Origin of the sequence: Plantibacter flavus, from assembly GCF_900177615.1 — a bacterium.
In the GTDB taxonomy this organism is placed as follows: Bacteria; Actinomycetota; Actinomycetes; order Actinomycetales; family Microbacteriaceae; genus Plantibacter; species Plantibacter flavus.
The window spans coordinates 139,972-166,216 of sequence record NZ_FXAP01000005.1 but is presented as its reverse complement, the minus strand read 5'-3'; the positions used below and the strand labels follow the sequence as shown (position 1 = coordinate 166,216).

25 protein-coding genes are annotated in these 26,245 nt (G+C 69.3%); 17 read left to right on the top strand and 8 right to left on the bottom strand.

Annotation, left to right across the window (positions count from 1 at the left end; genetic code table 11):
• Nucleotides 1-47 precede the first annotated feature (47 nt).
• Complete coding sequence (locus tag B9Y95_RS15545; protein WP_085513170.1) at nucleotides 48-728, bottom strand: response regulator transcription factor; 681 nt, start codon at nucleotides 726-728, stop codon at nucleotides 48-50.
• Entirely contained in the window at nucleotides 725-2,434 is a 1,710-nt protein-coding gene (locus B9Y95_RS15540; protein WP_085513168.1) for a sensor histidine kinase, read from the bottom strand. The genes B9Y95_RS15545 and B9Y95_RS15540 overlap by 4 nt, the downstream gene beginning before the upstream one ends.
• Nucleotides 2,435-2,641: 207 nt before the next feature.
• Between B9Y95_RS15540 and nusA the strand changes: the two genes are divergently transcribed.
• The 4 genes from nusA (at nucleotide 2,642) to rbfA (ending at nucleotide 7,530) form a co-directional block, all read left to right on the top strand.
• On the top strand, nucleotides 2,642-3,643 hold the full coding sequence (gene nusA, locus B9Y95_RS15535) for a transcription termination factor NusA (protein WP_079707160.1): 1,002 nt from the start codon (nucleotides 2,642-2,644) through the stop codon (nucleotides 3,641-3,643).
• Nucleotides 3,644-3,648: 5 nt separating this feature from the next.
• A complete protein-coding gene (locus tag B9Y95_RS15530; RefSeq protein ID WP_085513166.1) occupies nucleotides 3,649-3,918 on the top strand; it encodes a YlxR family protein in 270 nt (89 codons plus the stop codon).
• 350 nt (nucleotides 3,919-4,268) lie between these two features.
• A complete protein-coding gene (gene infB / locus B9Y95_RS15525; RefSeq protein WP_234994133.1) occupies nucleotides 4,269-6,974 on the top strand; it encodes a translation initiation factor IF-2 in 2,706 nt (901 codons plus the stop codon).
• Nucleotides 6,975-7,092: 118 nt separating this feature from the next.
• A complete protein-coding gene (rbfA, locus tag B9Y95_RS15520) occupies nucleotides 7,093-7,530 on the top strand; it encodes a 30S ribosome-binding factor RbfA (RefSeq protein ID WP_079707157.1) in 438 nt (145 codons plus the stop codon).
• Nucleotides 7,531-7,883: 353 nt separating this feature from the next.
• On the opposite strand, the gene B9Y95_RS15515 is transcribed toward rbfA, so the two are convergent.
• Nucleotides 7,884-8,768 (bottom strand): HhH-GPD family protein, encoded by an 885-nt coding sequence (locus B9Y95_RS15515; protein WP_234994132.1) that lies wholly within the window; start codon nucleotides 8,766-8,768, stop codon nucleotides 7,884-7,886.
• Nucleotides 8,769-8,806: 38 nt separating this feature from the next.
• Here B9Y95_RS15515 and B9Y95_RS15510 point away from each other — a divergent pair, with 38 nt between their 5' ends.
• The 13 genes from B9Y95_RS15510 to B9Y95_RS15450 all read left to right on the top strand — a co-directional run bounded on the left by B9Y95_RS15510 (nucleotide 8,807) and on the right by B9Y95_RS15450 (nucleotide 21,313).
• Nucleotides 8,807-9,481 carry a nucleoside/nucleotide kinase family protein gene (locus B9Y95_RS15510; RefSeq protein ID WP_085513160.1) on the top strand — a complete coding sequence of 225 codons (675 nt, stop codon included), beginning with the start codon at nucleotides 8,807-8,809 and terminating at the stop codon, nucleotides 9,479-9,481.
• 64 nt (nucleotides 9,482-9,545) lie between these two features.
• Nucleotides 9,546-10,481, top strand: a complete 936-nt coding sequence (gene truB / locus B9Y95_RS15505) for a tRNA pseudouridine(55) synthase TruB (RefSeq protein ID WP_085513158.1) — start codon at nucleotides 9,546-9,548, stop codon at nucleotides 10,479-10,481.
• A complete protein-coding gene (locus B9Y95_RS15500) occupies nucleotides 10,478-10,846 on the top strand; it encodes a hypothetical protein (protein WP_064294504.1) in 369 nt (122 codons plus the stop codon). The genes truB and B9Y95_RS15500 overlap by 4 nt, the downstream gene beginning before the upstream one ends.
• A 102-nt stretch (nucleotides 10,847-10,948) precedes the next feature.
• Complete coding sequence (locus B9Y95_RS15495) at nucleotides 10,949-11,368, top strand: hypothetical protein (RefSeq protein WP_085513157.1); 420 nt, start codon at nucleotides 10,949-10,951, stop codon at nucleotides 11,366-11,368.
• Nucleotides 11,365-12,297 carry a bifunctional riboflavin kinase/FAD synthetase gene (locus B9Y95_RS15490; protein WP_085513155.1) on the top strand — a complete coding sequence of 311 codons (933 nt, stop codon included), beginning with the start codon at nucleotides 11,365-11,367 and terminating at the stop codon, nucleotides 12,295-12,297. Before B9Y95_RS15495 ends, B9Y95_RS15490 begins: the two co-directional genes overlap by 4 nt.
• Nucleotides 12,297-13,526 (top strand): MFS transporter, encoded by a 1,230-nt coding sequence (locus B9Y95_RS15485; protein ID WP_085513152.1) that lies wholly within the window; start codon nucleotides 12,297-12,299, stop codon nucleotides 13,524-13,526. Before B9Y95_RS15490 ends, B9Y95_RS15485 begins: the two co-directional genes overlap by 1 nt.
• Nucleotides 13,527-13,672: 146 nt before the next feature.
• Nucleotides 13,673-14,674: a sugar-binding transcriptional regulator gene (locus B9Y95_RS15480; RefSeq protein WP_083397443.1), complete on the top strand. Its 1,002-nt coding sequence runs from the start codon at nucleotides 13,673-13,675 to the stop codon at nucleotides 14,672-14,674.
• Nucleotides 14,671-15,693: a deoxyribose-phosphate aldolase gene (gene deoC, locus B9Y95_RS15475; RefSeq protein ID WP_071262338.1), complete on the top strand. Its 1,023-nt coding sequence runs from the start codon at nucleotides 14,671-14,673 to the stop codon at nucleotides 15,691-15,693. Before B9Y95_RS15480 ends, deoC begins: the two co-directional genes overlap by 4 nt.
• Nucleotides 15,694-15,699: 6 nt before the next feature.
• Entirely contained in the window at nucleotides 15,700-17,196 is a 1,497-nt protein-coding gene (locus tag B9Y95_RS15470) for an aldehyde dehydrogenase family protein (protein ID WP_085513150.1), read from the top strand.
• Nucleotides 17,193-18,053 carry an aldehyde dehydrogenase family protein gene (locus B9Y95_RS15465; RefSeq protein ID WP_085513148.1) on the top strand — a complete coding sequence of 287 codons (861 nt, stop codon included), beginning with the start codon at nucleotides 17,193-17,195 and terminating at the stop codon, nucleotides 18,051-18,053. The genes B9Y95_RS15470 and B9Y95_RS15465 overlap by 4 nt, the downstream gene beginning before the upstream one ends.
• A 90-nt stretch (nucleotides 18,054-18,143) precedes the next feature.
• Complete coding sequence (locus tag B9Y95_RS15460) at nucleotides 18,144-19,742, top strand: SDR family oxidoreductase (protein ID WP_085513146.1); 1,599 nt, start codon at nucleotides 18,144-18,146, stop codon at nucleotides 19,740-19,742.
• 34 nt (nucleotides 19,743-19,776) lie between these two features.
• Complete coding sequence (locus B9Y95_RS15455) at nucleotides 19,777-20,775, top strand: malate dehydrogenase (protein WP_085513144.1); 999 nt, start codon at nucleotides 19,777-19,779, stop codon at nucleotides 20,773-20,775.
• 115 nt (nucleotides 20,776-20,890) lie between these two features.
• Nucleotides 20,891-21,313 carry a hypothetical protein gene (locus tag B9Y95_RS15450; RefSeq protein ID WP_085513142.1) on the top strand — a complete coding sequence of 141 codons (423 nt, stop codon included), beginning with the start codon at nucleotides 20,891-20,893 and terminating at the stop codon, nucleotides 21,311-21,313.
• Nucleotides 21,314-21,362: 49 nt separating this feature from the next.
• Here the strand turns inward: B9Y95_RS15450 and B9Y95_RS15445 are convergent, their stop codons facing one another.
• The 5 genes from B9Y95_RS15445 to B9Y95_RS15425 form a co-directional block, all read right to left on the bottom strand.
• Nucleotides 21,363-22,061: a hypothetical protein gene (locus B9Y95_RS15445; RefSeq protein WP_085513139.1), complete on the bottom strand. Its 699-nt coding sequence runs from the start codon at nucleotides 22,059-22,061 to the stop codon at nucleotides 21,363-21,365.
• Nucleotides 22,062-22,151: 90 nt separating this feature from the next.
• Nucleotides 22,152-22,886 carry a hypothetical protein gene (locus B9Y95_RS15440; protein WP_085513137.1) on the bottom strand — a complete coding sequence of 245 codons (735 nt, stop codon included), beginning with the start codon at nucleotides 22,884-22,886 and terminating at the stop codon, nucleotides 22,152-22,154.
• A gap of 31 nt (nucleotides 22,887-22,917) precedes the next feature.
• Nucleotides 22,918-23,619, bottom strand: coding sequence for a hypothetical protein (locus B9Y95_RS15435; RefSeq protein ID WP_085513135.1), 702 nt, complete (start codon nucleotides 23,617-23,619; stop codon nucleotides 22,918-22,920).
• Nucleotides 23,616-25,916 carry a DUF6571 family protein gene (locus B9Y95_RS15430; RefSeq protein ID WP_085513132.1) on the bottom strand — a complete coding sequence of 767 codons (2,301 nt, stop codon included), beginning with the start codon at nucleotides 25,914-25,916 and terminating at the stop codon, nucleotides 23,616-23,618. The genes B9Y95_RS15435 and B9Y95_RS15430 overlap by 4 nt, the downstream gene beginning before the upstream one ends.
• A gap of 18 nt (nucleotides 25,917-25,934) precedes the next feature.
• Nucleotides 25,935-26,225, bottom strand: coding sequence for a hypothetical protein (locus tag B9Y95_RS15425; RefSeq protein WP_085513130.1), 291 nt, complete (start codon nucleotides 26,223-26,225; stop codon nucleotides 25,935-25,937).
• Nucleotides 26,226-26,245 lie beyond the last annotated feature (20 nt).

Here is a 26,245-nt window from a genome sequence, read left to right as displayed (position 1 = left end):
CGCGCGAGAGCGCAGTAACGGTCGTCATCCGCAGGGAATGACGACCGCTACTGCGCTCTCGTGCTGAGTCGGTAGCCGGCTCCGCGGACCGTCGCGATGGCGTCCTTGCCGATCTTGTTCCGGAGGTACCGCACGTAGACGTCGACGACGTTCGAACCGGGATCGAAGTCGTAGCCCCAGACCCGGCTGAGGAGTTCCTCACGGCTGAGGATCTGGTCCGGGTGGCGGAAGAACTCCTCGGCGAGGGCGAACTCGCGGGTGGACAGCTCGACCGGCACACCGTCGACGAGGACGCGCCGTTCGCGCAGCTCGAGCTCCAGATGCCCGACCGACAGCCGTTCCTGGACGGCGGTGGTCGACGTCGGTGCCCGCTCGGCCAGGCGTCGGCGGATCCTGGCCAGGAGCTCCTCGAACCGGAAGGGCTTCGACATGTAGTCGTTCGCCCCGCCGTCGAGGCCCGCCACGAGGTCCCGGGCCGAATCGCGGGCGGTCAGGATGATGACGGGGAGCTCGCTGCCGTCGTCGCGCAGCTGCCTGAGCACCTCGAAGCCGTCGACACCGGGCAGACCGATGTCGAGGACGAGCAGGTCGAAGTCGCCGCTCTCCGCCAGCTCGACGACCTGCGAGCCGTCGACCGTCACGTCCGCCGTGTGCCCGGCGGCACGCAGGCCCTTGCTCACGAACGCGGAGATCCGCGTCTCGTCCTCGGCGACCAGGATCCGGCTCATGCGTGGTCCTCCGGCGCACTCCGCCGAGCCGAGGTGTCGACGAGGTCCGGGAAGTCGTCCTCAGGGGACGGTGCTCGCGAGCGTGGTGGTGCGTCGATCGTGGGGCGAGCATCGCCGGGTGTCGGTCCGGCCTGCATCGCCGCGGTCGTCTGCGCCTCAGCGGCTTCCTGAGCCGCCTGCGCCTCTCGCAGTGCGATCGCCTGGGCCATCGCGCTGCGGGGGATCGCCGCGGTCTCGTCCGGGTCGAGGTCGAGGTCCGCGTCGGACCCCTCGTCGTCGTCCGCCACCGCGAGCGGCAGTCGGATGCTGAAGAGGGAGCCGGCCTGCTGCGTGTCCTCGACCTCGGCCCACCCGCCGTGTGCCGCGGCGATCGCCTGCACGATCGAGAGGCCGAGGCCGGAGCCGGCGACGCCCCGTCCACCGCTCACCCGGGTGAACCGGTCGAAGATGCGTTCGCGGAGCGCCTCCGGTACCCCGGGCCCGTCGTCGGCGACGGAGAGCACGAGCGCCGGGTCGTCCGACTCGTCGAACCGGCTCGAGATCACGATCGTCGACCCGGCCGGGGAGTACTTCGCGGCGTTGTCCGCGAGCTGCAGCCAGGCCTGGGCCAGGCGCCCGGCGTCGACGTCCGCGGTGAGCGCGGCCTGCTCGCCCAGGGTCCACTCGTGTTCGGTCGAGATCGCCGTGGCCTTCTCGTGGACCGAGGCGGTGAACGCCTCGATGTCGACCGGTTCCCGGTCGAGGGTCGACGCGAGTCCGGCTGTCGAGAGCTCCGTGATGTCGGCGACGAGGGAGCTCATCCGATCGAGTTCGTCGAGGGCGAGGTCCCGGGTGGCGGCCACTTCCGCGGGGTCGGACGGATCGAGGAGCTCGAGGTGTCCGCGCACGATGGTCAGCGGCGTCTTCAGCTCGTGGCCGACGTCGTCGAGCAGCTGGCGTTGACTGGTGAAGGCCTCGTCGAGCCGGTCCAGCATGCCGTTCACGGTCGTGGTGAGCTCGGAGACGTCGTCGCGACCGACGACCGGGATCCGCTCGTCGAGGTCCGACTCGGTGATGCGGGCCGCAGCGTCCCGCAGCAGTCGGATGGGGTGGAGTAGTCCACCCGCGAGCTGCCAGCCGACGAGGCCGAGCAGGAGCAGGCACACCACGGCGACGACGATCTCGACGGCGAGGATGCCTCGGGACTCCGCGAGTGCCGCGTGCACGTCGGTGGCGATGACGACGTGGGCCACACTCGGGTCGCCGACGACCTGCACCGGGATGATCGCGTACCGCACGCTGCGGTCACCGGTGGCCTCGCCCGTGACGACGCCGCGGGACGACCGGGCCGTGATGGTGTCGAGCAGCTGCAAGTCGTCGTCGAGGCGGAAGGCGGACGGGGCGCTGGGCGCGACCGTCGAGCCGTCGGCGCGCACACCGATGGCGGTCTCGTCCTCGGCGAAGATCCAGCGTCGCATCACCGCGTCGACGGCCGCGTCGCTCGTCGCCGGGGCGTCGGCGGAGTCGCCTGAACCGACCACCATGAAGGCGATGAGCTCGGCGCTGTGCTCCAGGCGGGCGTCGATGGTCGCGAGTGTCTGCTGCCGGCCGAGCGTGTAGGTGGAGACGCCCACGAGCGTCATCGAGAGCGTCGTCGCGAGCAGGATCGCGACGAGGATCCTCACCCTCGTGCTCCGCATGACGTTCCGCAGCTCGCCCAAGACCATTGGCCAATCATGTCACCCGCCCCGAGACGCGGTCGAGCCGGGGGCGGGACCCTCGAGGACGCGCGGGGGCCTCCCAGCTGGGTGGATGACGTACCCCTCTGCATCCGGTACCGTAGACAGACGGGTTCGGCAGCACGGCAGCAGCATGCCCGTCGTGCCGCTGCACGTCTTGCCGCGGCACCACCAGTTGAATAGAGGAGGCCATCGATGGACATCGATCTCGGTTTGTTGAAGTCGATCGAACGCGAGAAGGAGATCCCGTTCGAGGAGCTCGTCGTGATCATCGAGCAGGCCATCCTGAGTGCGTACCTGAAGAGCACCGAGGGTACCGACACCACCGCGCGCGGCGACGTCCCGGCGGCCCGTGTCCAGCTCGACCGCAAGACCGGCCACGTCGGGGTGTTCGTGCCCGAGTTCGACGACGAGGGCGTCCTGATCGGGGAGGCCGAGAGCACGCCGGACGACTTCGGTCGCATCGCCGCCTTCGCCGCGAAGCAGGTCATCTTCCAGCGGCTCCGCGACATCCAGGACGACGCCGTCCTCGGTGAGTTCAAGGGCCGCGAGGGCGACATCATCGCGGGCGTCATCCAGCAGGGCCCGAACCCGCGCATGATCCACGTCGACCTCGGCACCATCGAGGCGATCCTTCCGCCCGAGGAGCAGGTGGCCGGCGAGGAGTACCCGCACGGTGCACGCATCCGCGTGTACGTGACGAGCGTGACGAAGGGCCTCAAGGGTCCGCAGATCACCGTCTCGCGCACCCACCCCGGACTCGTACGGAAGCTGTTCGCGTTGGAGGTCCCGGAGATCGCATCCGGCATCGTCGAGATCGTCTCACTCGCTCGCGAGGCCGGACACCGGACCAAGATCGCGGTGAAGGCGAACGACCCGAGCATCAACGCCAAGGGCGCCTGCATCGGTGAGCTCGGGCGTCGTGTCCGCGCAGTCACCGACGAGCTGGGTGCCGAGAAGATCGACATCGTCGACTACTCGCCCGACCTGCCGACGTTCGTCGCGAACGCGCTCTCGCCGGCCAAGGTCACGAGCTCGTACGTCATCGACCAGTCACTCAAGGCCGTCCGGGCGCTCGTGCCCGACTACCAGCTGTCGCTCGCGATCGGCAAGGAGGGGCAGAACGCCCGTCTCGCCGCCAAGCTCACGGGCGCCAAGATCGACATCCAGCCGGACTCGATCCTCGAATCGGACTGAACCGGATGGAACCGGTGCGGACCTGCGTCGGCTGTCGCCGTCGCGAGCCGCGCTCGGCACTGCTGCGCGTCGTCGCGGTCGAGGGGGCGCTCATCCCCGACGCCGCGGCGCGCCTGCCGGGTCGCGGATCCTGGGTGCACCCGACGTCGGCGTGCGTCGACCAGGCGGTGCAGCGTCGAGCGTTCACGAGGGCGCTCAGATTGAATGCGGGACCCGACGCGTCGGCAGTCCGGGTCTTCGTGTCGACGGAACCGGCCGCCCCGACGGCTGAATGACGTCGTCGGGCTCGAACGACCCGCTCACGATCCGGTGGTGAGCCCGCACCCAGGGTCGGGGTGTACGATGGTGACTGCACGCGAGAGCGCTCCGGCGCACACCGTGCTTCCCACCGCAGGTATCAGGCCCGGATCCCGGGCCTCCATCCTGCTGCCGCCCCACCCGGGTGCGGCATTCCGAGAGAACAGGCTGAACGGCTAATGGACAACTCATGAGCGGCTCGAAATGAGCACCGTCCACCACTAACGCTTGCCCCTGCCTGGGTGCAAGCTCAGACAGGAGAATTGTGGCTGCAAAACCACGTGTACACGAGATCGCATCCGAACTCGGAGTAGACAGCAAGATCGCCATGGCGAAGCTCAAGGAATTGGGCGAGTTCGTCAAGGGACCGTCTTCCAGTATCGAACCACCGGTGGCCCGCAAGCTGCGCGCCGCCCTCGAGGCCGAGGGTGCGAAGGCGTCAGCCGCCCCCGCCGCCCCGGCGAAGCGACCGGCCACGCCCGGCGCTCCCACCCCTGGTCCCGCCGCACCCAAGGCTCCGGCCCCCGCGGCACCCGCCCCCAAGGCTGAGGCGCCCGCTGCGCCTGCGCCGAAGCAGGCGTCCCCAGGCCCGAAGGCTCCCGCCGCCCCCGCCCCTGCGGCGGAGGCACCCGCGGCCGCTGCCCCGGCGGCACCGTCCGCACCCGCGGCTCCGGCCGCCGGCGACTCGCCCTCCGGCGACGCCGCGAAGCCGGGCGGCCCCCGTCCCGGTGCTCCGCGTCCGGGGAACAACCCGTTCGCGTCCTCGCAGGGCATGGGCCAGCGCCCGACCGGCACGCCGCGTCCGGGGAACAACCCGTTCGCAGCGGCTCAGGGCATGGGTCAGCGTCCGAACCCCAGCAACATCCCGCGTCCGCAGGCTCCGCGCCCCGGCTCGCCCCGTCCGGGCGTCGGCCAGGGTCAGCGTCCCGGTGGCCCCGGTCGTCCGGGTGGCGCAGGTCGTCCCGCCGGCGGCGGCGGCTTCCGTCCCGGTGGCGCCGGTGGCGGCTTCCGTCCCGGTGGTGCCCCCGGTGGTGCACCCGCCGGTGGATTCGCCGGTCGCCCTGGTGGCGGCGGCGGTCGTGGTCGCGGACCCGGCGGTGGTACCGCAGGTGCCTTCGGTCGCGGTGGCGGCAAGAGCAAGGCACGCAAGTCGAAGCGGACGAAGAGGGCCGAATTCGAGCTGCGGGAAGCCCCGTCGCTCGGCGGCGTGAGCGTCCCCCGCGGCGACGGCAACACCATCATCCGTCTGCGTCGTGGCGCGTCCATCTCGGACTTCGCCGACAAGATCGACGCCAGCCCCGGCAACCTCGTCACCGTGCTGTTCCACCTCGGTGAGATGGCGACGGCGACGGAGTCGCTCGACGAGGCGACCTTCGACGTGCTCGGTTCCGAGCTCGGCTACAAGATCCAGATGGTCTCGCCCGAGGACGAGGACCGGGAGCTCCTCGAGGGCTTCGACATCGACCTCGACCAGGAGCTGGAAGACGAGTCCGACGAGGACCTCGCCATCCGTCCTCCCGTGGTCACCGTCATGGGTCACGTCGACCACGGTAAGACGCGCCTCCTCGACGCCATCCGCAACGCGAACGTCGTCGCCGGCGAGGCCGGTGGCATCACGCAGCACATCGGTGCGTACCAGGTCGTCGCGGAGCACGAGGGCATCGAGCGTCCGATCACCTTCATCGACACCCCGGGTCACGAGGCGTTCACCGCCATGCGTGCTCGTGGTGCGCAGGTCACCGACATCGCGATCCTCGTGGTCGCTGCCGACGACGGCATCATGCCGCAGACGGTGGAGGCCTTGAACCACGCGCAGGCGGCCAACGTGCCGATCGTCGTCGCGGTCAACAAGGTGGACAAGCCCGACGCCAACCCGGCCAAGGTGCGCCAGCAGCTGACCGAGTACGGCCTCGTCGCCGAGGAGTACGGCGGAGACGTCATGTTCGTCGACGTCTCGGCTCGTGCCGGCACCGGCATCAAGGACCTCCTCGACGCCGTGCTGCTCACCGCGGACGCCGGTCTCGACCTGCGCGCCAACCCGAACAAGGATGCACGCGGTGTGGCCATCGAGGCCAAGCTCGACAAGGGCCGCGGTTCCGTCGCGACCGTCCTCATCCAGTCGGGTACGCTCCGCGTCGGTGACGCGATCGTCGCCGGTACGGCCTACGGCCGCGTCCGTGCGATGGTCGACGAGAACGGCGACACCGTCGCCGAGGCGGGTCCCTCGCGTCCCGTCCAGGTGCAGGGCCTCTCGAGTGTTCCTCGGGCCGGCGACACCTTCCTCGTCACCGAGGAGGACCGCACCGCGCGTCAGATCGCCGAGAAGCGTGAAGCCGCGGAGCGCAACGCCGCTCTGGCCAAGGCTCGCAAGCGCATCTCGCTCGAGGACTTCACCCGTGCACTCGAAGAGGGCAAGGTCGAGTCGCTCAACCTCATCATCAAGGGTGACGTCTCCGGTGCCGTCGAGGCACTCGAGGAGTCGCTGCTCAAGATCGACGTCGACGACAGCGTCCAGCTGCGGATCATCCACCGCGGTGTCGGTGCGGTCACCGAGTCCGACGTCAACCTCGCCACGATCGACAACGCGATCATCATCGGGTTCAACGTGCGCCCCGACCCGAAGGCCCGCGAGCGTGCGGCCCGTGAGGGTGTGGACGTCCGGTTCTACTCGGTCATCTACAACGCACTCGAGGACGTCGAGCAGAGCCTCACCGGCATGCTCAAGCCCGAGTACGAAGAGGTCCAGTCCGGTGTCGCAGAGATCCGCGAGGTGTTCCGTTCCTCCAAGTTCGGCAACATCGCGGGTGTCATCGTCCGCTCGGGCACGATCACGAGGAACGCCAAGGCGCGGGTCATCCGCGACGGCGTCGTGGTCGGCGACAGCCTGGCGATCGAATCGCTGCGTCGGTTCAAGGACGACGTCACCGAGGTGCGTACGGACTTCGAGGCCGGTATCGGTCTCGGCAAGTTCAACGACATCCAGATCGGTGACGAGATCGAGACGATCGAAATGAAGGAGAAGCCGCGCGGCTAGTCCGCTCGGCCGGTCCCCGTCGTCCTCCTCCGGGAGGGCGGCGGGGATTCCTGCTTGTATTGTGTGTGCAGCATCCGTCTGGCGGCCCTCCGCCCGACGGTCATCAGAGGAGGACGAGATGGCAGAGAACCCCAGGGCCCGCAAGTTGGCGGACCGCATCAAGGAAGTCATCGCCAAACGGCTCGACAAGGGCATCCGCGACCCGCGGCTCGGCTTCGTGACGATCACCGACGTACAGGTGACCGGCGACCTCCAGCACGCGAACGTGTTCTACACGGTGTACGGCTCCGACGAGGAACGCGCCGACACCTCGGCCGCGCTCGAGTCCGCCAAGGGCCTGTTGCGTGCCGAGATCGGCCGCAACATCAACACCCGGCTGACCCCGAGCCTCGACTTCTTCCTGGACGCGATCCCGGAGAACGCGCAGCACATCGAAGACCTGCTGCGCGAGGCGAAGAACCGCGACACCGAGGTGGCCGGGCTTGCCGCCGGCGCCGCCTACGCTGGCGACGAGGACCCCTACGTCAAGCCGCGCGACGTCGACGCCGAGGATTAGACGCCTCGCACCACCCTTCGACAGGCTCAGGGACCGGGATTCCGTCATCCGGTCACTGAGCCTGTCGAGGTGGGGATTCCGTCATCCGGTCACTGAGCCTGGCGACGGGTGGATTGTTACGTCCGGTCACTGAGCCTGTCGACGTGGGGATTCCTTCATCCGGTCACTGAGCCCGTCGACGGGTGGATTGTTGCGTTCGGTCACTGAGCCTGTCGAAGTGCGCCCTTCGACAAGCTCAGGGACCGGGTTAAGGCTCAGGGGCCGCGTAGGGCTCAGGGACCGCGTGGGGCTGGGGGACCGGGTGGGGCTGAGGACCGGGTGGGCTCAGGGACCGGGTGGGGCTGAGGGACCGGTCAGTCGTGGGGGAGGGCGTACCCGCCGTCGACGCGAACCGCGAGGCGGTCGGCGACCAGTCCTGCGAGTGCGCGGTCGAACTGCTCGCCGTCGGGCCAGAGCGCCCGGAGCTCTTCGTCCGTCAGTGAGCGGTGGGTCGAGCGGAGCTCGGCCATGATGATGCCCCGGACCTGTCGGTCGCTGCCCGCGAACTGCTTCTGCTTCGTCTTGACCGGTCCGTCGTAGGCCGGGTATCCCGCTGCGCGCCAAGCGCACACCTCGCGGAGCGGACACTCCTCGCACCGCGGTGCTCGCGCTGTGCAGACCACCGCGCCGATCTCCATCAGCCCGGCGTTGAAGACGGCTGCCTCCGAGCGGGACTCCGGCAGGAGCGCCGCCATGGCGGGGAGGTCCGCCTTGGCGTTCGGTGGGCCGGGCTCGCCTTGGCCGCGAACGGATCGGGCGATGACCCGTCGGGTGTTCGTGTCCACCACCGGGTGCCGGTCGCCGTAGGCGAAGACGGCGACGGCGCGAGCGGTGTAGGCACCGATGCCGGTGAGCGCCAGGAGCTGGTCCACGTCCGACGGGACGATGCCGTCGTGCCGTTCGGCGATCTGGGTGGCCGCCGCATGGAGCCAGAGCGCTCGGCGCGGATAGCCGAGTCGGCCCCAGGCACGGACGGCTTCGGCCGGTGGTTCGGCCGCCAGGTCGGCGGGCGTCGGCCAGCGCCCGAGCCACTCCTCGAGCCGCGGGATCACCCGGCTGACCTGCGTCTGCTGGAGCATGAACTCCGACACGAGCGTGCCCCAGGCAGGGAACCCAGGGCGTCGCCACGGGAGGTCGCGCGCGTTGGTGCGGAACCATCCCGTCACGAGCGGGGCGAGGTCGGAGGGTTCGGGCGGCACCGCACCAGCCTACGATCCGCGCGGGTAGGCTCGGCGCCATGAAGCTCGTCACGACACCACGGATCGAGTTGCTCCGGCAACTGCGAGACCAGTTCCAGCGGGACTACCCACGCGGCCGCACCCTCATCGCGGTGGACGGCGTCAGCGGGTCCGGGACGGCGGCGTTCGCCGATGGATTGGCCGAGGTGTTCGACGAGGCCGGACGCGCGGTGTTCCGCGCCTCGATCGACGACTTCCACCGTCCTCGCGAGGAACGGTACGCGCGGGGGCGGGACTCGGCCGAGGGCTACTGGCTCGACTCGTTCGACTACTCGCTGTTTCGCCGGGTGCTCGTCGAGCCCTTCCGCCTGGCTGGCAGCGCCGGTTTCCAACTCGTCGGGTTCGATGAGCAGCGCGACGTCGGCGCTCCCTTGCGTTGGACGACCGGCCCGCAGGACGCCGTCCTCATCGTCGACGGCGTCTTCCTGAACCGTCCTGAGCTCCGCGGCCTCTGGCATGCGTCGGTCTGGCTCGACGTCCCGGTGGTGACGGCCTACGAGCGGCTGCACGAGCGCCTCGGCGTCGACGCCGACCCGATGGCGCCGTCCAACGTGCGCTACGTGGGCGGGCAGGCGCTCTACCGCAAGGACGACGACCCGACCGCGCGGGCGACCGCCCTCGTGGACAACACGGACGAGCGGCACCCACGGCGGATCTTCGCCGACTTCTGCTGAGCACCGCCGCCCAGGGGTGCTCCGGCCGCCCGGCGGTGCCGACCGCCGCTGGTACCGTTGCAGGGTGGTCGAGAACAGCACAGCAGCACCCGGGTCGGCGTCCGCCCGTCCCGGTATCCTCCTCATCGACAAGCCGCAGGGGCACACCTCCCACGACGCGGTCGCCCGGGTGCGACGGCTCGCCGGCACGCGCAAGGTGGGGCATGCGGGAACGCTCGACCCCATGGCCACCGGTCTGCTCGTGTTGGGCACGCGCTCGTCGACCCGACTGCTGACGTTCATCGTCGGTCTCGACAAGGAGTACACGGCGACCATCCGCCTCGGCGAGGCGACCTCCACCGACGACGCCGAAGGTGAGGTCACCGAGCGCGCCGACCAGGCCGCGGTGGCTGCCGTGGACGACGACGCGATCATCGCCGCGATCCGTCCGCTGACGGGCGACATCGAGCAGGTGCCGAGCACGGTGAGCGCCATCAAGGTGGGCGGGAAGCGCGCCTACGCCCTGGCCCGCGAGGGGATCGAGGTGGAGCTGAAGTCCCGTGCGGTCACCGTGAGCGCGTTCGACGTGCTGGCCATCCGTCGGGATGGTGCGGCCGTCGACGTCGACGTCCGGGTCGTCTGCTCCTCCGGCACCTACATCCGCGCCCTCGCCCGTGACCTGGGGGCATCCCTCGGCGTCGGCGGCCATCTCACCGCGCTTCGCCGGACCCGGATCGGACCCTTCGACGTCACGGACGCGTCGACGATCGACGACCTCGACGTGGAGACGGCTCTGTTGCACCCGGCCGACGTCGCGAAGCGCCTGTTCGGTGCCCTCGAGCTCACGGAGCAGGAGGCGGTCGACCTCGGCCACGGGAAGCGGCTCGAACGCGAGCTGCCGGCCGGCCACACCGGTCCGATCGCCGCCGTCGCGCCGGACGGCCGACTGGTGGGGCTCGTCGAGCGCCGTGGCGGCTCGCTCAAGTCGGTCGTGAACTTCCCGGCGGAGGAACCGGCATGATCGAGTGGTTCACCCTCGCCCAGATCGCGGTCGCGGTCGTGGCCGGGCTCCTCTGCATCGTGCTCGGGTTCGCCGGGCGTGCGCCGAACGACCTGACGATGGGGGCGACGGCACTCGTGGAGGTCCTCCTCATCGCGCAGCTGGTGGTGGCGATCGCCGCGCCCGCATTCGGGAACACCGCCACGGGGAGTGTGCCCGAGTTCTACACCTACCTCGTCTCCGCGATGATCCTGCCGATCGCCGGCGGGTTCTGGGCGCTCGTCGAGCGCACCCGATGGTCGACGGTCGTGCTCGGCGTCGTCTGTCTCGCGATCGCGGTGATGCTCTACCGCATGGAGCAGATCTGGACCGTCCAGCTCGGCTGACCGTCGGCGCACCGACGGCGGTGGAAGACGACGGCACCGCAGCTCGCGTGACCGTCGCGTAGTGCCTGGGCGAGGGCCTGCGTCGCATAGAATCGTCGGGTCATGCCTCTCCCCACCATCGCTCCAGCCCGTCCACGCGTCCGTGGTGTCGGGGTCGTGCTCGTCGCCGTCTACGGCATCCTGGCGCTCGCCGCCACCGGCCGGTCCGTGGTGCAGATCACGACCAAGTTCGACGAGGCGCCCCTGGCCTATCTGCTCTCGGCCGTCGCCGCGGTGGTGTACATCCTGGCGACCGTCTCGCTCGTCGCTCCAGGCGCCGTCTGGCGGCGGATCGCCTGGGCCACGATCTCCTTCGAGCTCGCCGGGGTCCTGATCGTCGGCTTGCTGAGCCTGCTCGATCCCGAGCTCTTCCCCCACGACACGGTCTGGTCTGTCTTCGGTCGCGGGTACGTCTTCATCCCGCTCGTCCTCCCGATTCTCGGACTGTGGTGGTTGGCCGGACATCGGCGTACCGGCAAATGATCACGTTCACCGAGCTCGACCAGGTCCCCGACGCCTTCGGACCGTCGGCCGTCACCATCGGCAAGTTCGACGGCGTCCACACGGGTCACCGCGCGGTCGTCGCCGCGCTCCTCGAGGAGGCCTCGGCCGCCGGTCTCAGCTCCGTCGCCGTCACCTTCGACCGCAACCCGCTGAGTCTCATCAACCCCGACCGTTGCCCGGCATCGCTCGTGAGCAACGAGCAGAAGCTCGGTCTCCTGGCGGCCGCCGGGGTCGACGCCGCCTTGCTGCTGCGCTTCGACCAGACACTGGCCCAGCTCACGCCCGAGGAGTTCGTCACCTCGATCCTCGTCGGAGCGTTGCACGCCAGGACGGTGCTCGTCGGCGAGGACTTCCGTTTCGGCCATCGCGGCCTCGGCACGGTCGCCACGCTGGAGTCGTTCGGCGAGGTCTACGGGTTCTCCGTGCGCGTCGTCGACGACGTCCGTCCCGGCGGCGGGCGTCGGGTGTCGTCCACCTGGATCCGCGAACTCCTCGAGGAGGGTGACGTCCGCGAGGCGTCGCGACTCCTCGGTCGTCCGCCCGGCGTGCGGGGCGTCGTCGTCCACGGTGCCAAGCGTGGCCGGGAACTCGGCTTCCCGACCGCCAACCTGTCTCCGGATTCGCAGGGTCTCATCCCCGCAGACGGTGTGTTTGCGGGTTGGTTGTTCTGGCGAGGACGTCGGTATCCGGCGGCGATCTCGGTCGGGAACAACCCGACCTTCGACGGCGTCCCGCAGAAGCAGGTCGAGGCCTACGTCCTCGACGAGACCGATCTCGACCTCTACGACGACGAGGTCGAGGTGCAATTCGTCGAGCGCATCCGCGGCATGGTCGCGTTCACCGGGATCGAGCCGCTCATCGTGCAGATGACCGACGACGTCGAGCGCGCGCGCCGGATGCTGTCCTAGTGGGTCCGCGTCCCCTGTGGCGGGGGAGGGCCCTCGCACTCGTCGGTATCGTGCTGGTCGCGGCGAACCTCCGCACGGCCGTCACCTCGCTGTCGCCGATCTTCGCCGAGATCGACGGCGACATCGGCGTGGGGTCGGTCGGGCTGGGGCTCCTCGGGATGCTGCCGCCACTGTGCTTCGCCCTCTTCGGCGTCTTCACCCCGCGACTCGTGCGTCGGCTGCACCTCGAGCCGGTGCTGCTCATCGCGCTCGGCTCGATCGTCGCCGGGCACCTGATGCGCTCGCTCGCCCCCGACTTCGCCGTCCTCGCCATCGGGAGTGCGCTCTGCTTCGCCGGGATCGGCATCGGCAACGTCGTGCTGCCGCCGCTGGTCAAGAAGTACTTCCCCGACCGCGTCGGCCTGGTCACCTCCCTCTACGCGACGGTCCTGTCGGTCAGCACGTTCATCCCGCCGCTGATCGCCGTGCCGGTCGCCGATGCCGCGGGGTGGCAGGTGTCGCTTGGCGTGTGGTCCATCGTCGCCATGCTCGCCGTGCTGCCCTGGATCGCGCTCATCGTCCGGGAGCGTCGGGATGCCCGGGCCGCCGCGGCGACGGACCCCGAGATCGAGGAGGTGCCCCGCGCCGGTCGCGTCCTCGTCCACCGCTCGCCGATCGCGTGGGCCATCGCTGCGGTGTTCGCCACCTCGTCGCTGAACGCCTACGCGATGTTCACCTGGCTCCCCACCATCGTCGGTGACGTCGCCGGCGTCACCCCGGCCCAGGGTGGCCTGCTGCTCTCACTCTTCTCCGCGATGGGTGTCCCGGCGAGCCTGATCGTCCCGATGCTCGTCGCGAGGCTGCGGAACGTCGCCGTCCTCGTCTACGTCGCGAGCGCGTGCTTCGTGCTCGGCTATCTCGGCCTGCTCCTGTGGCCGGCGACGCTCACGTGGCTGTGGGTGCTGCTCGCCGGGCTCGGCCCGCTCCTGTTCCCGCTCGCCCTCGTGCTCATCAACCTGCGGACGGCGACGCACGAGGGCGCGGTCGCCCTGAGCGGCTTCGTGCAGAGCGTCGGCTACACCCTCGGCGCACTCGGCCCCCTGGTCGTGAGCCTGCTGCACGCCGTGACCGGATCGTGGACCGTCCCGTTGCTGCTCCTGCTGGCGACCGGCGCGCTGTGCGCCATCGCCGGCCGTATCACCGGCCGACCGACGACGATCGAGGCCGACCTCGCAGCACGAGGTCGTTGACCGGTTTGTTCCGGATCTCCTGACAGATCCCCGGCGACGATGCGCATCGGCGTATCGCCCCCTGCTCATCTGAGCATGGGCGCCAACAGACGTTGTCCGGGTGGTGGTGGCGTCCTAGGCTGGAGACGATCCGGAGGAGGCCCGAGGTGATCGAAAGTGACGAGCTGCTCGCGGTGCGCGCCGCGGAGCTGTACTACGACGAGACGAAGACCCAGGACGAGATCGGCGCGCTGCTCGGCATCACGCGGTGGAAGGTCGGCCGGCTCCTCGCCCAGGCCCGCGAACTCGGCTACATCCGCATCGAGATCGTGCACCCGCGCGCACGCCGTCTCCCACTCGAACGGGCGCTCCGCGAGCGCTTCGGACTCGCGGACGCGGTCGTCGTGCCGAGCCCGAGCGACAGTGCCGACCTCCACGAACGCGTCGCTCGCGCGGCGGCCGACTACCTCGGCGCCATGCGACCGGTGCCGCGGACGCTCGGCGTGAGCTGGGGGAGGACGCTGCGCGACATCGCCGACCACCTGTCCGACGGCTGGGCGACGGGGCTCTCCGTGGTGCAGATCAACGGCGGCGTGAGCCTCAACCAGCGCGTCGGCACCGCGGCCGCCACGGCTGCACGGATCGCCGAGAAGGGCCGTGGCGACGTCACCCTGCTCCCGAGCCCGGCGATCTTCGAGCGCTTGGAGACGAAGCTGAGCATCGAGTCGGACCGCACGGTCGCGGAGGTGCTCCGCACGGCCGCAGCGGCCGACACCTACCTGTACGGTGCCGGCGTGGCCGGACCCGACTCCGCCCTCGTCCACAGCGGATACCTCACGGCCGCAGACGTCGACGTCCTGGTCGCACGCGGTGCCGTCGGGGACGTCGTCGGCCGCTACATCGACGCCGAGGGCATGATCGTCGACCCCACACTCGACGAGCGCACGGTCGGGCTCGGACTCGAAGCGCTCCGGCGTGCCGGTCGCAGCATCGCGGTCATCGCCGGAGCGCAGAAGCACGCCGTCGCGAGAGCCGTCGTCAGCAGCGGCCTCTGCACCGTGCTCGTCACCGACGAGGCGACCGCGACGGCGCTCCTCGCCGACCACGAACCATCATCCGCCAAGCAGCACACCCCGGAGCAGGAACTGCTCGGAAGGAACGCACCATGACCACTCCACCAGGCGACCTCGTGGCGAAGCCGACGGCGCTCGAACTCGTCGACGGCCCCGTCACCGACGCCAGCCTCAGACGCTACCTCGACGGCCTCGCTGGCGTCGACGCCGTCGGGCTCGAACAGCGCGCAGCGGACCTCGGCACGCGCTCGATCAAGACGACGTCGAAGGCGTGGGCCCTCGACCGCATCATCGAACTCATCGACCTCACCACCCTCGAGGGCGCCGACACCCCCGGCAAGGTGCGCTCCCTCGTGGCCAAGGCCATCACCCCGGACGCCGGCGATCCGTCCACTCCGCGCGTCGCCGCGGTCTGCGTCTACGGCGACATGGTGCCGTACGCTGTCGAGGCGCTCGGTGCGGCGCACACGCAGCCGGGTGCGGCACACGACGCCGGCGGGATCAACGTCGCGGCGGTTGCGACGGCCTTCCCGAGCGGACGCGCCTCCCTCGCAGTCAAGCTGGCCGACACGGCCGATGCCGTCGACGCCGGAGCGGACGAGATCGACATGGTCATCGACCGGGGTGCGTTCCTCTCCGGCCGGTACGGCCAGGTCTTCGACGAGATCGTCGCGGTCAAGGAGGCCTGCCGTCGGAGCGACGGCACCTCGGCGCACCTCAAGGTCATCCTCGAGACCGGCGAGCTGAACACCTACGACAACGTCAAGCGCGCCTCCTGGCTCGCCATCCTCGCGGGTGGCGACTTCATCAAGACGTCCACCGGCAAGGTCGCGCCCGCGGCCACCCTCCCGGTCACCCTCCTCATGCTCGAGGTCGTCCGGGACTGGCACCGCCTCACCGGTGAGCAGATCGGTGTGAAGCCCGCCGGCGGCATCCGTTCCTCGAAGGACGCGATCAAGTACCTCGTGACCGTCGCGGAGACGGTCGGCGAGGAGTGGCTCCAGCCGCACCTGTTCCGCTTCGGCGCCTCGAGCCTCCTCAACGACGTGCTCCTGCAGCGTCAGAAACTCACCACCGGCCACTACTCCGGCCCCGACTACGTCACCATCGACTAGGACATCATGAGCTTCCTCGAATACGCACCAGCCCCGGAGTCCACCTCCGTCCTCCACCTCCGTTCCGAGTACGGCCTCTTCATCGACGGCGAGTTCACCGAGGGTACGGGTGGGACCTTCCAGACGATCTCCCCGAGCACCGAGCAGTCGATCGCGACGATCTCCGCGGCGAGTGACGCCGACGTCGATCGCGCCGTCGTCGCCGCGCGGCGTGCCTACGACCGCGTGTGGTCGAAGCTGTCGGGCGCCGACCGCGGCAAGTACCTCTTCCGGATCGCGCGCCTCGTCCAGGAGCGCGCCCGCGAGCTCGCCGTGGCGGAGAGCCTCGACAACGGCAAGCCGATCAAGGAGTCCCGCGACGTCGACGTCCCGCTCGTCGCCGCCTGGTTCTTCTACTACGCCGGTTGGGCCGACAAGCTCGACTACGCGGGCCTCGGCGCGAACCCTCGTGCCCTCGGGGTGGCCGGGCAGGTCATCCCGTGGAACTTCCCGCTCCTCATGCTCGCGTGGAAGGTCGCACCGGCGCTCGCCGCCGGCAACACGGTCGTCATCAAGCCGGCCGAGACCACCCCGCTCACGGCACTCATCTTCGCCGAGATCCTCCAGCAGGCCGAGCTGCCGGCCGGTGTCGTGAACATCGTCACGGGTGCCGGAGCGACCGGGGCGGCGATCGTGCGCCACCCCGACGTCGACAAGGTCGCCTTCACCGGATCGACCGCCGTCGGGCGCGAGATCGCGAAGACCATCGCCGGCAGCGACAAGCGCCTGACGCTCGAGCTCGGTGGCAAGGCGGCGAACATCGTGTTCGACGACGCACCGATCGACCAGGCCATCGAAGGCATCGTCAACGGCATCTTCTTCAACCAGGGTCACGTCTGCTGCGCCGGATCCCGGCTCCTCGTCCAGGAGAGCATCCACGACGAGGTCGTCGACCGCTTGAAGAGCCGTCTGCAGACGCTGCGCGTCGGCGACCCGCTCGACAAGAACACGGACGTCGGCGCGATCAACTCGGCCGAGCAGTTGGCCCGCATCCGTGAGCTCTCGGACATCGGCGAGCTCGAAGGCGCCGAACGGTGGAGCCCGGACTGCGAGCTGCCCGAGAACGGGTTCTGGTTCGCGCCGACCATCTTCACGAACGTGTCCACCAGCCACCGGATCGCCCGCGAGGAGATCTTCGGGCCGGTCCTCTCGGTGATGTCCTTCCGGACGCCCGCGGAGGCCATCGCGAAGGCGAACAACACCCCGTACGGACTGTCGGCCGGGATCTGGAGCGACAAGGGCAGCCGGATCCTCGCGGTCGCGGACAAGCTCCGCGCCGGCGTCATCTGGGCGAACACCTTCAACCGCTTCGATCCCGCCAGCCCGTTCGGCGGGTACCAGGAGTCGGGGTACGGCCGCGAGGGTGGCCGCCACGGGCTCGGTGCCTACCTCGCGCCGGCCGGTTCCGCAGTGTCCGCCCCCACCGCAGCTCCCAAGGCTGCCAAGAAGGGAGCCCAGCGATGAGCCGGCTCACCATCCCGAAGACCTACAAGCTCGCCATCGGCGGCAAGTTCCCACGCAGCGAATCCGGAAGGACGTACGAGGTGACGAATGCCAAGGGGGAGTTCCTCGCGAACGCATCGCTCGCCTCGCGGAAGGACGCCCGCGACGCGGTGGTCGCCGCACGATCGGCACTCGCCGGTTGGTCGGGTGCCACCGCCTACAACCGCGGGCAGGTGCTGTACCGCATCGCCGAGCTGCTCGAGGGTCGGCGGGCGCAGTTCATCGAGGAGATCGTCCAGGCCGAGGGCGTCTCGCAGGCGAAGGCCGCAGCACAGGTCGACGAGGCCATCGACCTCTGGGTCTGGTACGCGGGCTGGGCGGACAAGTACGTCCAGGTGGTCGGGGGAGCGAACCCCGTCTCCGGTCCGTACTTCAATCTCTCGGTTCCGGAGCCGACGGGCGTCGTCGCGCTCATCGCGCCGCAGGACACGTCGCTCCTCGGATTCGTGAGCGTCGTCGCTCCAGCGCTGGTCGCCGGGAACACGGTCGTCGTGATCGCGAGCGAGCGCCTGCCGCTCTCGTCGATCAGCCTCGCCGAGGTGCTCGCCACGAGTGACGTCCCCGGCGGCGTCGTGAACGTGCTGACCGGATCGCCGGCTGAGATGGCTCCGTGGCTCGCATCGCACGCCGACGTCAACGCGATCGACCTCGCCGGCGCCGGTGAGCTCGACTGGATCGAGCTCGAGGTCCTCGCGGCCGAGACGCTCAAACGGGTGGTCCGCCCGAACGGTTCCCGGGGCTCGGTCCCCGCGAGTCTCGACCGGATCACCGCGTTCACCGAGGTGAAGACCGTCTGGCACACGAAGGCGCTCCTGTAGCGACTCGTGGCACCCGCGTGGTGCTTGCACAGCGGCGCCCGGCTGTACAGCCGGGCGCCGCTGTCGTCGACGGGTCGTAACGTTGCACCCATGACCGAATCATCGACTCCGAAGCGCGTGCTCGTCACGGGTGCCACCGGCTACATCGGCGGGCGGCTCGTGCCGCGGCTGCTGGAGGCCGGGTACACGGTCCGAGTGCTCGTGCGCTCGCCGCAGAAGCTCACCGACGTGCCCTGGCGCGATCAGGTGGAGGTCGTCGAGGGTGATCTCGGTGACGCGGCTCAGGTCGCATCGGCCTGCGTGGACGTCGACGTCGTCTACTACCTCGTGCATTCGATGGGCGGCAAGGGCGACTTCGAGCAGACGGAGCTCGACGCTGCGGAACACGTGGCCGCCGGCGCTGCCGCGGCAGGGGTGTCGCGCATCGTCTACCTCGGTGGACTGCACCCCGAGGGTGTCGAGCTGTCGAAGCACCTGCGGTCACGCACCGAGGTCGGACGGATCCTGCTCGCCTCGGGTGTTCCGACGATCGTCCTGCAGGCCGGCGTGGTCATCGGCTCCGGATCGACCTCGTTCGAGATGATCCGCCACCTGACGGACATCCTGCCGTACATGCCGGCGCCGCGCTGGGTGCGGAACTTCATCCAGCCGATCGCGGTCCGCGACGTCCTGCACTACCTGTTGGCGAGCGCCGAGGTCGACCGCGACGTGAACCGGGCGTTCGACATCGGTGGTCCCGACGTCCTCCGCTACGGGCAGATGATGAACGGCTACGCGGTGGAGGCGGGTCTCGCGCAGCGTCCGATCGCGCCGCTCCCGGTCCTCACCCCCTGGTTGGCCTCGCAGTGGGTGAACCTCGTGACCCCGATCCCGCGTCGGCTCGCGTCGCCGATCATCGAGTCGTTGCTGGTCGACTGCATCATGGGCGACCACGACATCGACGCGGTCATCCCGCCGCCTGAGGGTGGCCTGACCGGCTACCGGCGCGCGGTCCGACTGGCGCTCCAGCGGATGAAGGACGGGGAGGTCGAGACCTCCTGGCGGAACGCGACCGTGGACGGCGCGCCGAGCGACCCGCTGCCGAGTGACCCGGACTGGGCCGGTCACACCGTCTACATCGATCTCAAGGAACGGAAGACCTCCGCGAGCGCCGACCGGCTCTTCTCGGTGATCGAGTCCATCGGCGGCGAGAACGGCTGGTACTCGTTCCCGCTGGCCTGGGCGGTCCGCGGCTGGATGGACAAGCTCGTCGGGGGCGTCGGCCTCCGTCGTGGGCGCGACGATCCGCAGCACCTCAGCGTGGGGGACGCTCTCGACTTCTGGCGCGTGGAGTACCTCGAACGTGGTCGGATGCTTCGCCTGCGCGCCGAGATGCGCGTGCCCGGTCTCGCGTGGCTGGAGATGAGCGCGACCCCGGTCGGCGACGGCTCGGTCTACCGGCAGCGCGCCGTCTTCTTCCCGAAGGGGCTCGGCGGACGCCTCTACTGGTTCGCGATCCTGCCGTTCCACGGGATCATCTTCAACGGGATGGCGAACCGCATCACGGAGGCGGCCGTCGCGCTGCCGTCCGAGTCCTCGGCCCAACGCAAGAGCCGGGTGGGGCCGGTGTCTCCGGAGGAGCACGAGGCGGTCGACTCCGCCGAGGCGGACATGCAGGCCTCACGACCCACCCCGGAGGTCGCGGAGTAGGACCACGCCTCACCCGGCGGAGTAGCGTGGGCGCATGAGTGAACCCACCGTCGTCACCGTCACCGGAGCCGGAGGCCAGATCGGCTACTCCCTGCTCTTCCGCATCGCGTCCGGTCAGCTGCTGGGGCCGGACCGCCCCGTGCTCCTGCGCCTGTTGGAGATCCCGCAGGGGCTCGGGGCGGCCGAAGGGACCGCACTCGAGCTGCAGGACGGTGCCTTCCCGCTGCTGGCCGGTGTCGAGACGACTACGGAGGCGTCGCGCGCCTTCGAGGGGGTGAATGTCGCGCTCCTCGTGGGAGCCCGCCCCAGGGGTCCTGGGATGGAACGAGGCGACCTGCTCGCGGCGAACGGCGGGATCTTCGCACCGCAGGGCGCGGCGATCGGAGCCGGTGCGGCCGACGACGTGCGCGTCCTGGTGGTCGGCAACCCGGCCAACACGAACGCACTCATCGCGCAGTCGGCGGCAGCCGGGGTGCCGGCCGAACGGTTCACCGCCCTGACCCGACTCGACCACAACCGTGCCGTCGCGCAGCTGGCCGCCAAGACCGGCGCACCCGTGTCCGAGATCGACGGCGTCGTGATCTGGGGCAACCACTCGGCGACGCAGGTTCCGGACCTCTCCCACGCGACGGTCGGTGGTCGTCCGGCCCCCGATCTCGTCGACGAGGAATGGATCGCCGACGAGTTCATCCCTCGGGTGGCGAAGCGCGGGGCGGAGATCATCGCGGTGCGGGGGTCGTCGTCGGCAGCGTCCGCTGCGTCCGCCGCGATCGACCACGTGTCCGACTGGGTGAACGGTACGGGTATTCCTGACCGGCCGGAGCGGTGGACGTCCGTGGCGCTTCCCTCGGAGGGTTGGTACGGCGTCCCGGAGGGCCTCGTCAGCTCGTTCCCGGCGCGATCCGTCGATGGACGCTGGGAGGTCGTCGAGGGTCTCGACGTCGCGCCTGAGTGGCAGGCACGTATCGACGTCTCGATCGCCGAGCTCGAGGAGGAGCGCGAGGCCGTGCGGGCGCTCGGACTCCTCGGCTGACGCGGGTCCGGCCTCAGGACTCCCGCGGCCGAGTCGGGGACCGAGCCCGCACCTGGCGTCAATGCGCCTGTGGACAGCCGGTGTGATGAGGATGCCGGCGACTATGATATTCCACATGTCAGACGCATCCGGCGGGCGCATCGTCGAGCACTTCCCGATCGTCCCGCCGCCGGTCCCCACGTGGCGGGTGGATCCCGGCGGTTCGGCCGGCTGGGGGTTCGTCGACCCGCTGGCCCCGCCTCGGCGGGTGGTCGATGAAGCCGCCGAGGGGTGTGTGGCGAGCACTGACCGACCCGGCGCGACGCCGCTGCCGACGGGACCGATGATCGCGCCGCGTCCGATGCCGGTGGAGGTACTCGTCGACCGCCGCCCGCCCCCGGACTTCCCGCGGTGGTTGCGCGAGCCCGTCGAGCGGGTCACCGTGCCGATCGGGCGCTCGGTGTTGCGTTTCGGCCGCTCGAGGTTCGCGAACAGTCCGGCGATGTTCCTGCTGGTGTTCATGGCACTCGGTACAGCGATCTTCATCGCCACCCGGTGAGATCGCGCCCTCCTGGCGCGAGAGTGGTCGCTCAGCTCCCGACAGTCGGTTAATCGTCGGTGGTGTCGAGGTAGCGGGGTGGTTTCTGGGCTTTCGTCAGTGGGAGGCGGGGGAACGGTGGGGTGATGCGGTAGCGGCCGACGGGGATGGTGCTGCCGTCGCAGCGTTCACCCGAGCCGAAGGCGCCGTGTCCGTAGCCGCCATAGTTCCGATCGACGACGGTGTAGGTGCCGTCGTCATTGTCGGCGATGTCGAAGTAGCCGGTCGTTGCGGTGGCGCGATCGAAGAGACCGGTTGTGGTCGATTTGTCTTCTCGTGCGATCCAATCTGCGGAGTTCCCGCAGATGCGGAGGATGAGTCGCCGGTTGGTGTGCGTCGGAGGACGGGTTTCGATGCTGAGGGGGGTCCAGGCGGGTGGTCCGGGGAAGATGAAGGAGAAGCGGGGGCCGGTCTGTTGGATGTAGCCGCGGTAGTTCCGTTCGATGGTGTCGGTTTGCCAGGTCTGGTTGAGTTGGGCGAAGTCGAAGTTGCCGGTGTTCCAGGAGTAGGCGTCGGACGCACTGGCGGTTCGGGCGGCTTGGACGATCGGGTCGCTCTCCAACGGTGAGGACGGGGCGATGCCGTCCTCCCAGGCGACTGGCGGGAGCAGGATCGGAGGTTCGTCCTGGGGAGGGCTGCTGCAGCCGGCGAGGGTGGCGAGCCCGGTCAGGAGAACAGCGAGGCCGGTGCTACGGCGGGTGTTGGTCATCGCCTGTTCTCGCGGGTGGCGTTGCGGGCCGGGCGGCGCTGGTCGCGGGCGGCGTGGTGGGCGGGTTGGGTGTTCGGTGTGGGCATGGGTTCAGGGGTGTGTGGTGGGGGTGGGCAAGGTGAGTGGTGGGTGGGGGGCTTGGGTGATGGGGTGGTTGGGGAAGGGTGTGGGGTTGGGGAATCGGCCGATGGGGATGTCGTCGCCGTTGCAGGGTTCGCTGGCGCCGCGGAGGTGGTTGCCGGTGGCGTAGCTGGCGCCGGCGTTGAAGCGGGTGCCGTCTTCGCGGTGGCCGATGATCATGTAGCCGGTGCGGGCGAGTGCGGGGTCGAAGGCGCCGGTGTGGTCTGGGTCGGTTTGGGTTTGGAGCCAGAGGTTGTCGCCGGGGCCGCACCAGGTGATGAGGGTGAGGGTGATGTCGCCGGTGTAGTTGGTGGGTGGGTCGTTGGGTTCGATGCTGAGGGGTTGCCAGGGGTAGGGGCCGGGGAAGCGGGTGGTGGTGTCGGGGGTTTGGTCGAGGTAGTGCTGGTAGGCGTCGAAGATGCGTGGTTCGGGGAGGCCGGTGACGAGGGTGTCGAACGAGAAGTCGCCGGTGTTGTGGGCGTAGGCGTAGGCGAGGTCGATGGTGCGGGCGAAGGCGACGTCGGGGTCGGATTCGAGGGGAGAGGTGGGTTCGATGCCGTTGTCCCAGACGAGGTCTGGGAGGGTGACGTCTCTGGGTTCTTCGGTGGTGCAGGCGGTGAGGCCGAGTGCTGCGATCGCGGCGAGAGCGGCGAGGGCGGTCAGGCGGGCGGTGGTTCGTCGGCTGGGGCGCTGTGTTGAGGTCATAGTGGGTTCCTGGTGGCAGGGGTGTGATGGGTCAGTCGGCGGTGTCGAGGTAGCGGGGAGGTTTCTGGGCTTTCGTCACTGGGAGGCGGGGGAACGGTGGGGTGATGCGGTAGCGGCCGACGGGGATGGTGCTGCCGTCGCAGGGTTCACCCGAGCCGAAGGCGCCTTCGGGTCCGCCCGAACCATAGTCCCGATCGACGACGGTGTAGGTGCCGTCTTCGTTGTCTGTGATGGAGATGAATCCGGTGGTCGCGGTGGCGCGATCGAAGAGACCAGTTGTGGTCGGTTTATCTTCTCGTGCGATCCAATCTGCGGAGTTCCCGCAGATGCGAAGAATGATCCATGTGGGGGAATCGCCATTCGGATTGGCGTCGATGCTGAGGGGGGTCCAAGCCGGTGGTCCGGGGAAGATGAAGGAGAAGCGGGGGCCGGTCTGTTGGATATAGCCGCGGTAATTCCATTCGATGTCGTCGGTTTGCCAGGATTGGTTGAGTTGGGCGAAGTCGAAGTTGCCACTGTTCCAGGAGTAGGCGTCGGCGGCGGTGGCGGTTCGGGCGGCTTGGACGATCGGGTCGCTCTCCAAGGGTGAGGACGGGGCGATGCCGTCTTCCCAGGCCACTGGTGGGAGCAGGATCGGGGGCTCTTCCGGGGGAGGGCTGCTGCAGCCGGCGAGGGTGGTGAACCCGACGAGGAGGACGGCGAGGCTGATGGCGCGGCGGGTGCGGGGTGTCATTCGTCCTCACTTGCGGCGTTGAGCGCGAGGTCGAGCTGATCCCGATAGGTGCCGGTCGCCTGATGGATGCCTCGAACGGTGCCATCTGGGAGAGACCGTTCTGTGGTCTGCAACCAGTCCTTCACGGCATCGGTGAAGTCTTGAGCCCGGGTCTCCAGGTCGTCTGTGCCGAGGTCGGACCAGCTCGGCGGTTGTGGGCACGGAATCCCGTGCCTCTGGAGTTCCGCCGCGGTGAGTTCGACCTGGAACGAGGCGCTGAGTGGGTCCCTGCTGCTCTTGTTGCTCTCCACTAGCTTCCGCAGCCCCTCGACGCTCGCTTCGTCGAGGCCGTTAAACGCCTCACCTCGCAGGATCGATGCGATGACACTGACCGCTGGTCCACCCGGGAGGGGGACGATACCGAGCGCCGCGGCGAGGGTGTCTCGCTCGTGTTGGCCACGCTCCACGATCGCGGTGGCTGAGCGGATGGTCTCGCCGAGTGTGGAACCTCGCAGCAGGCCGGTGATCGCAGCGGCTCGAGCGTAAGCGTCCTTGATCGTATCGATATCGGTCGATTGCAGGGCCTGCGCGATCTCGCCCGTGGCCAAGAACTCGACGGCATCCACGAGGAGCGTCGCCGCGTCTTCGTGGCCGGCGAGTGCACCGATCAACCCCGCTAGAACGTCCTTCTCGATTACTGGCCGTCGATACTCCCCCTTCTCACCAAGCAGGGAATCTGTGGATCGCTGTGTGAATTCGGTGAGTGGAAAGAAGGTCAGATCATTGAGGTAGGGCAGGAGGGATTGGGCGAGGGACAGGGCGGCGTCATCGCTGAGGTGTTCTGAGGTGAAGCTCGGGTTAGAGGTGAGGGCGTTGGCGGCCTGGGCGATGAGGGCTGAGACGAGGTCGTTGGTGTCCAGGGTGAGGGGAGGCGCCAGCCTGCCGCCGTCTGCGCGTTGGGCGCCTTCCAGCAGTGCGGCGGGGCCGGTGAAGTGGTCTTCGAGTGACCAATCGCGCTCTCCGAACCAGTAGGCGACTCGGTCGGCGCCTGTGGTTGACGTTTTGCGGCTGCCGGGGTGGTCGGGATCCGGGATTTTAGTGACCTCACGGTCTGCGATGAAGGCGAGTGCGGCGTCCGGGTATTGTCCGAGCGTCTCGAAGATGCGACCGGCGAGGTCGTAGCCGGAATCGGTGTCGGAGTTTCCGCCGTAGGCGAGCAGGGTGTAGGACCAGTGTGGGGCGCGGGTGCCGTTGACGCGTTCGTACTGGTCGACATGGACGGCGGCGGCGGATGCGACGGTCGGGCCGAGGTAGGGGGGACCGGTGAACAGGAACGCGGCAGCGCCTCGGTGATCGTTCTCGAGCAGCTCCGTGGCGAATCGTTCGCCGGCGCCCTCATTCCACCTTGCGGACCCGGTCGCGAGCCCTTGGCGGATCAGGGTTGCGAGGGACATCACGGCGTCGTTTGGCAGGTCCTTGGTGTTCCGGCCGGTGCTGGTCAGGAGGTCGTTCAGTGTGTCGACGAGGTCGCCGGTCGTGTCGCCGCCGAGTGCGTTGAAGTAGTAGCTCATCGCTGCGGCGTCGGAGGCGTTCTGCTGGAGGAAGAAGCTGAGCGCGCTGACCTGTTCCGGGGTGAGGTCGCCGTCTTGGGTGGTGAGGTCTCTGGTGTAGTCGATGAGGGCGGGCATGAGCCTCGACGGCAGCATGTCCTTGGGGTCGGTGATGCCGATCGATCGGTAGTGCGCTGCCTCCTGGGCCCAGCCCTCGATCGCCGCGCTGACGGTGGTGGCGAGGGTGGTGTCTGCGCTGGTGCGTTCTTCGGCGAGCGAGGCGATGATCCCGGCGGCGGCGTTGATGTCGGTCTCGAACGCGGAGGCTTTGTCTCGGTACGACCTGCTCGGCGGACTCATGCCGCTCGGTAGGGTGCAGGTGACGCTTCCGGGCACCGATGACGTCCTGACGGCTTGGACGATGAAGCCGGCGCGCTGCGCTTCGGTGGTGAGGTCGGTGATGGTGTCGCGCTGGGTTTGAGCCCGTTCGGCGATCGACGCCACTGCTTCGATGTGGTCGGCGAGGGCGGAGCGCGCGGCGTCGCTCGACGTGGCGATCTGTTCGAGCCGGCTGATCTCCGCGCTCACCCCGGCCGCCCACATCGTCGCAGCGTCGCCTGACCAAGCCGCTTGTGCGCTGGTCTGGGATTGGGCGAGTGATTGGCGCAGGTCCTGAGCGGTGGTGGTCGTGGCGGCCAGCCCGTCGCGCATGGTCTCGAGTTCGGCGAGGTCGCCGGCCCCTGGGTCGTCCGGTGTCCAGTTGCTCATGTCGTCCGTCCCTCGCGCTCAGATCGTCCAGTGCCCGTAGGGGGACGCGTCGCGAGCCACCCGCTCGTCCGCTTCGCGCTGCACCCGTGCGGCCTCGTTGGCGCGCAAGCCCGCGATGGAGATGCCGTCCTCGCAGCGTGACCAAGCCGCGACCGCCCAATCAGCGAGATCACCGACCGCGCTGGTCACGACGTCGGAGCGACAGGCGCCGTCCTCGGACCAGCTCGGCCGCGGGATGGTGGCGACGTAGCCGTCCAGCGCGTTGCCGACTGCTGAAACGACGTTCGGATCGATAGCGTAGTCCGGCATGACCCACCTCTGGTTTGTAG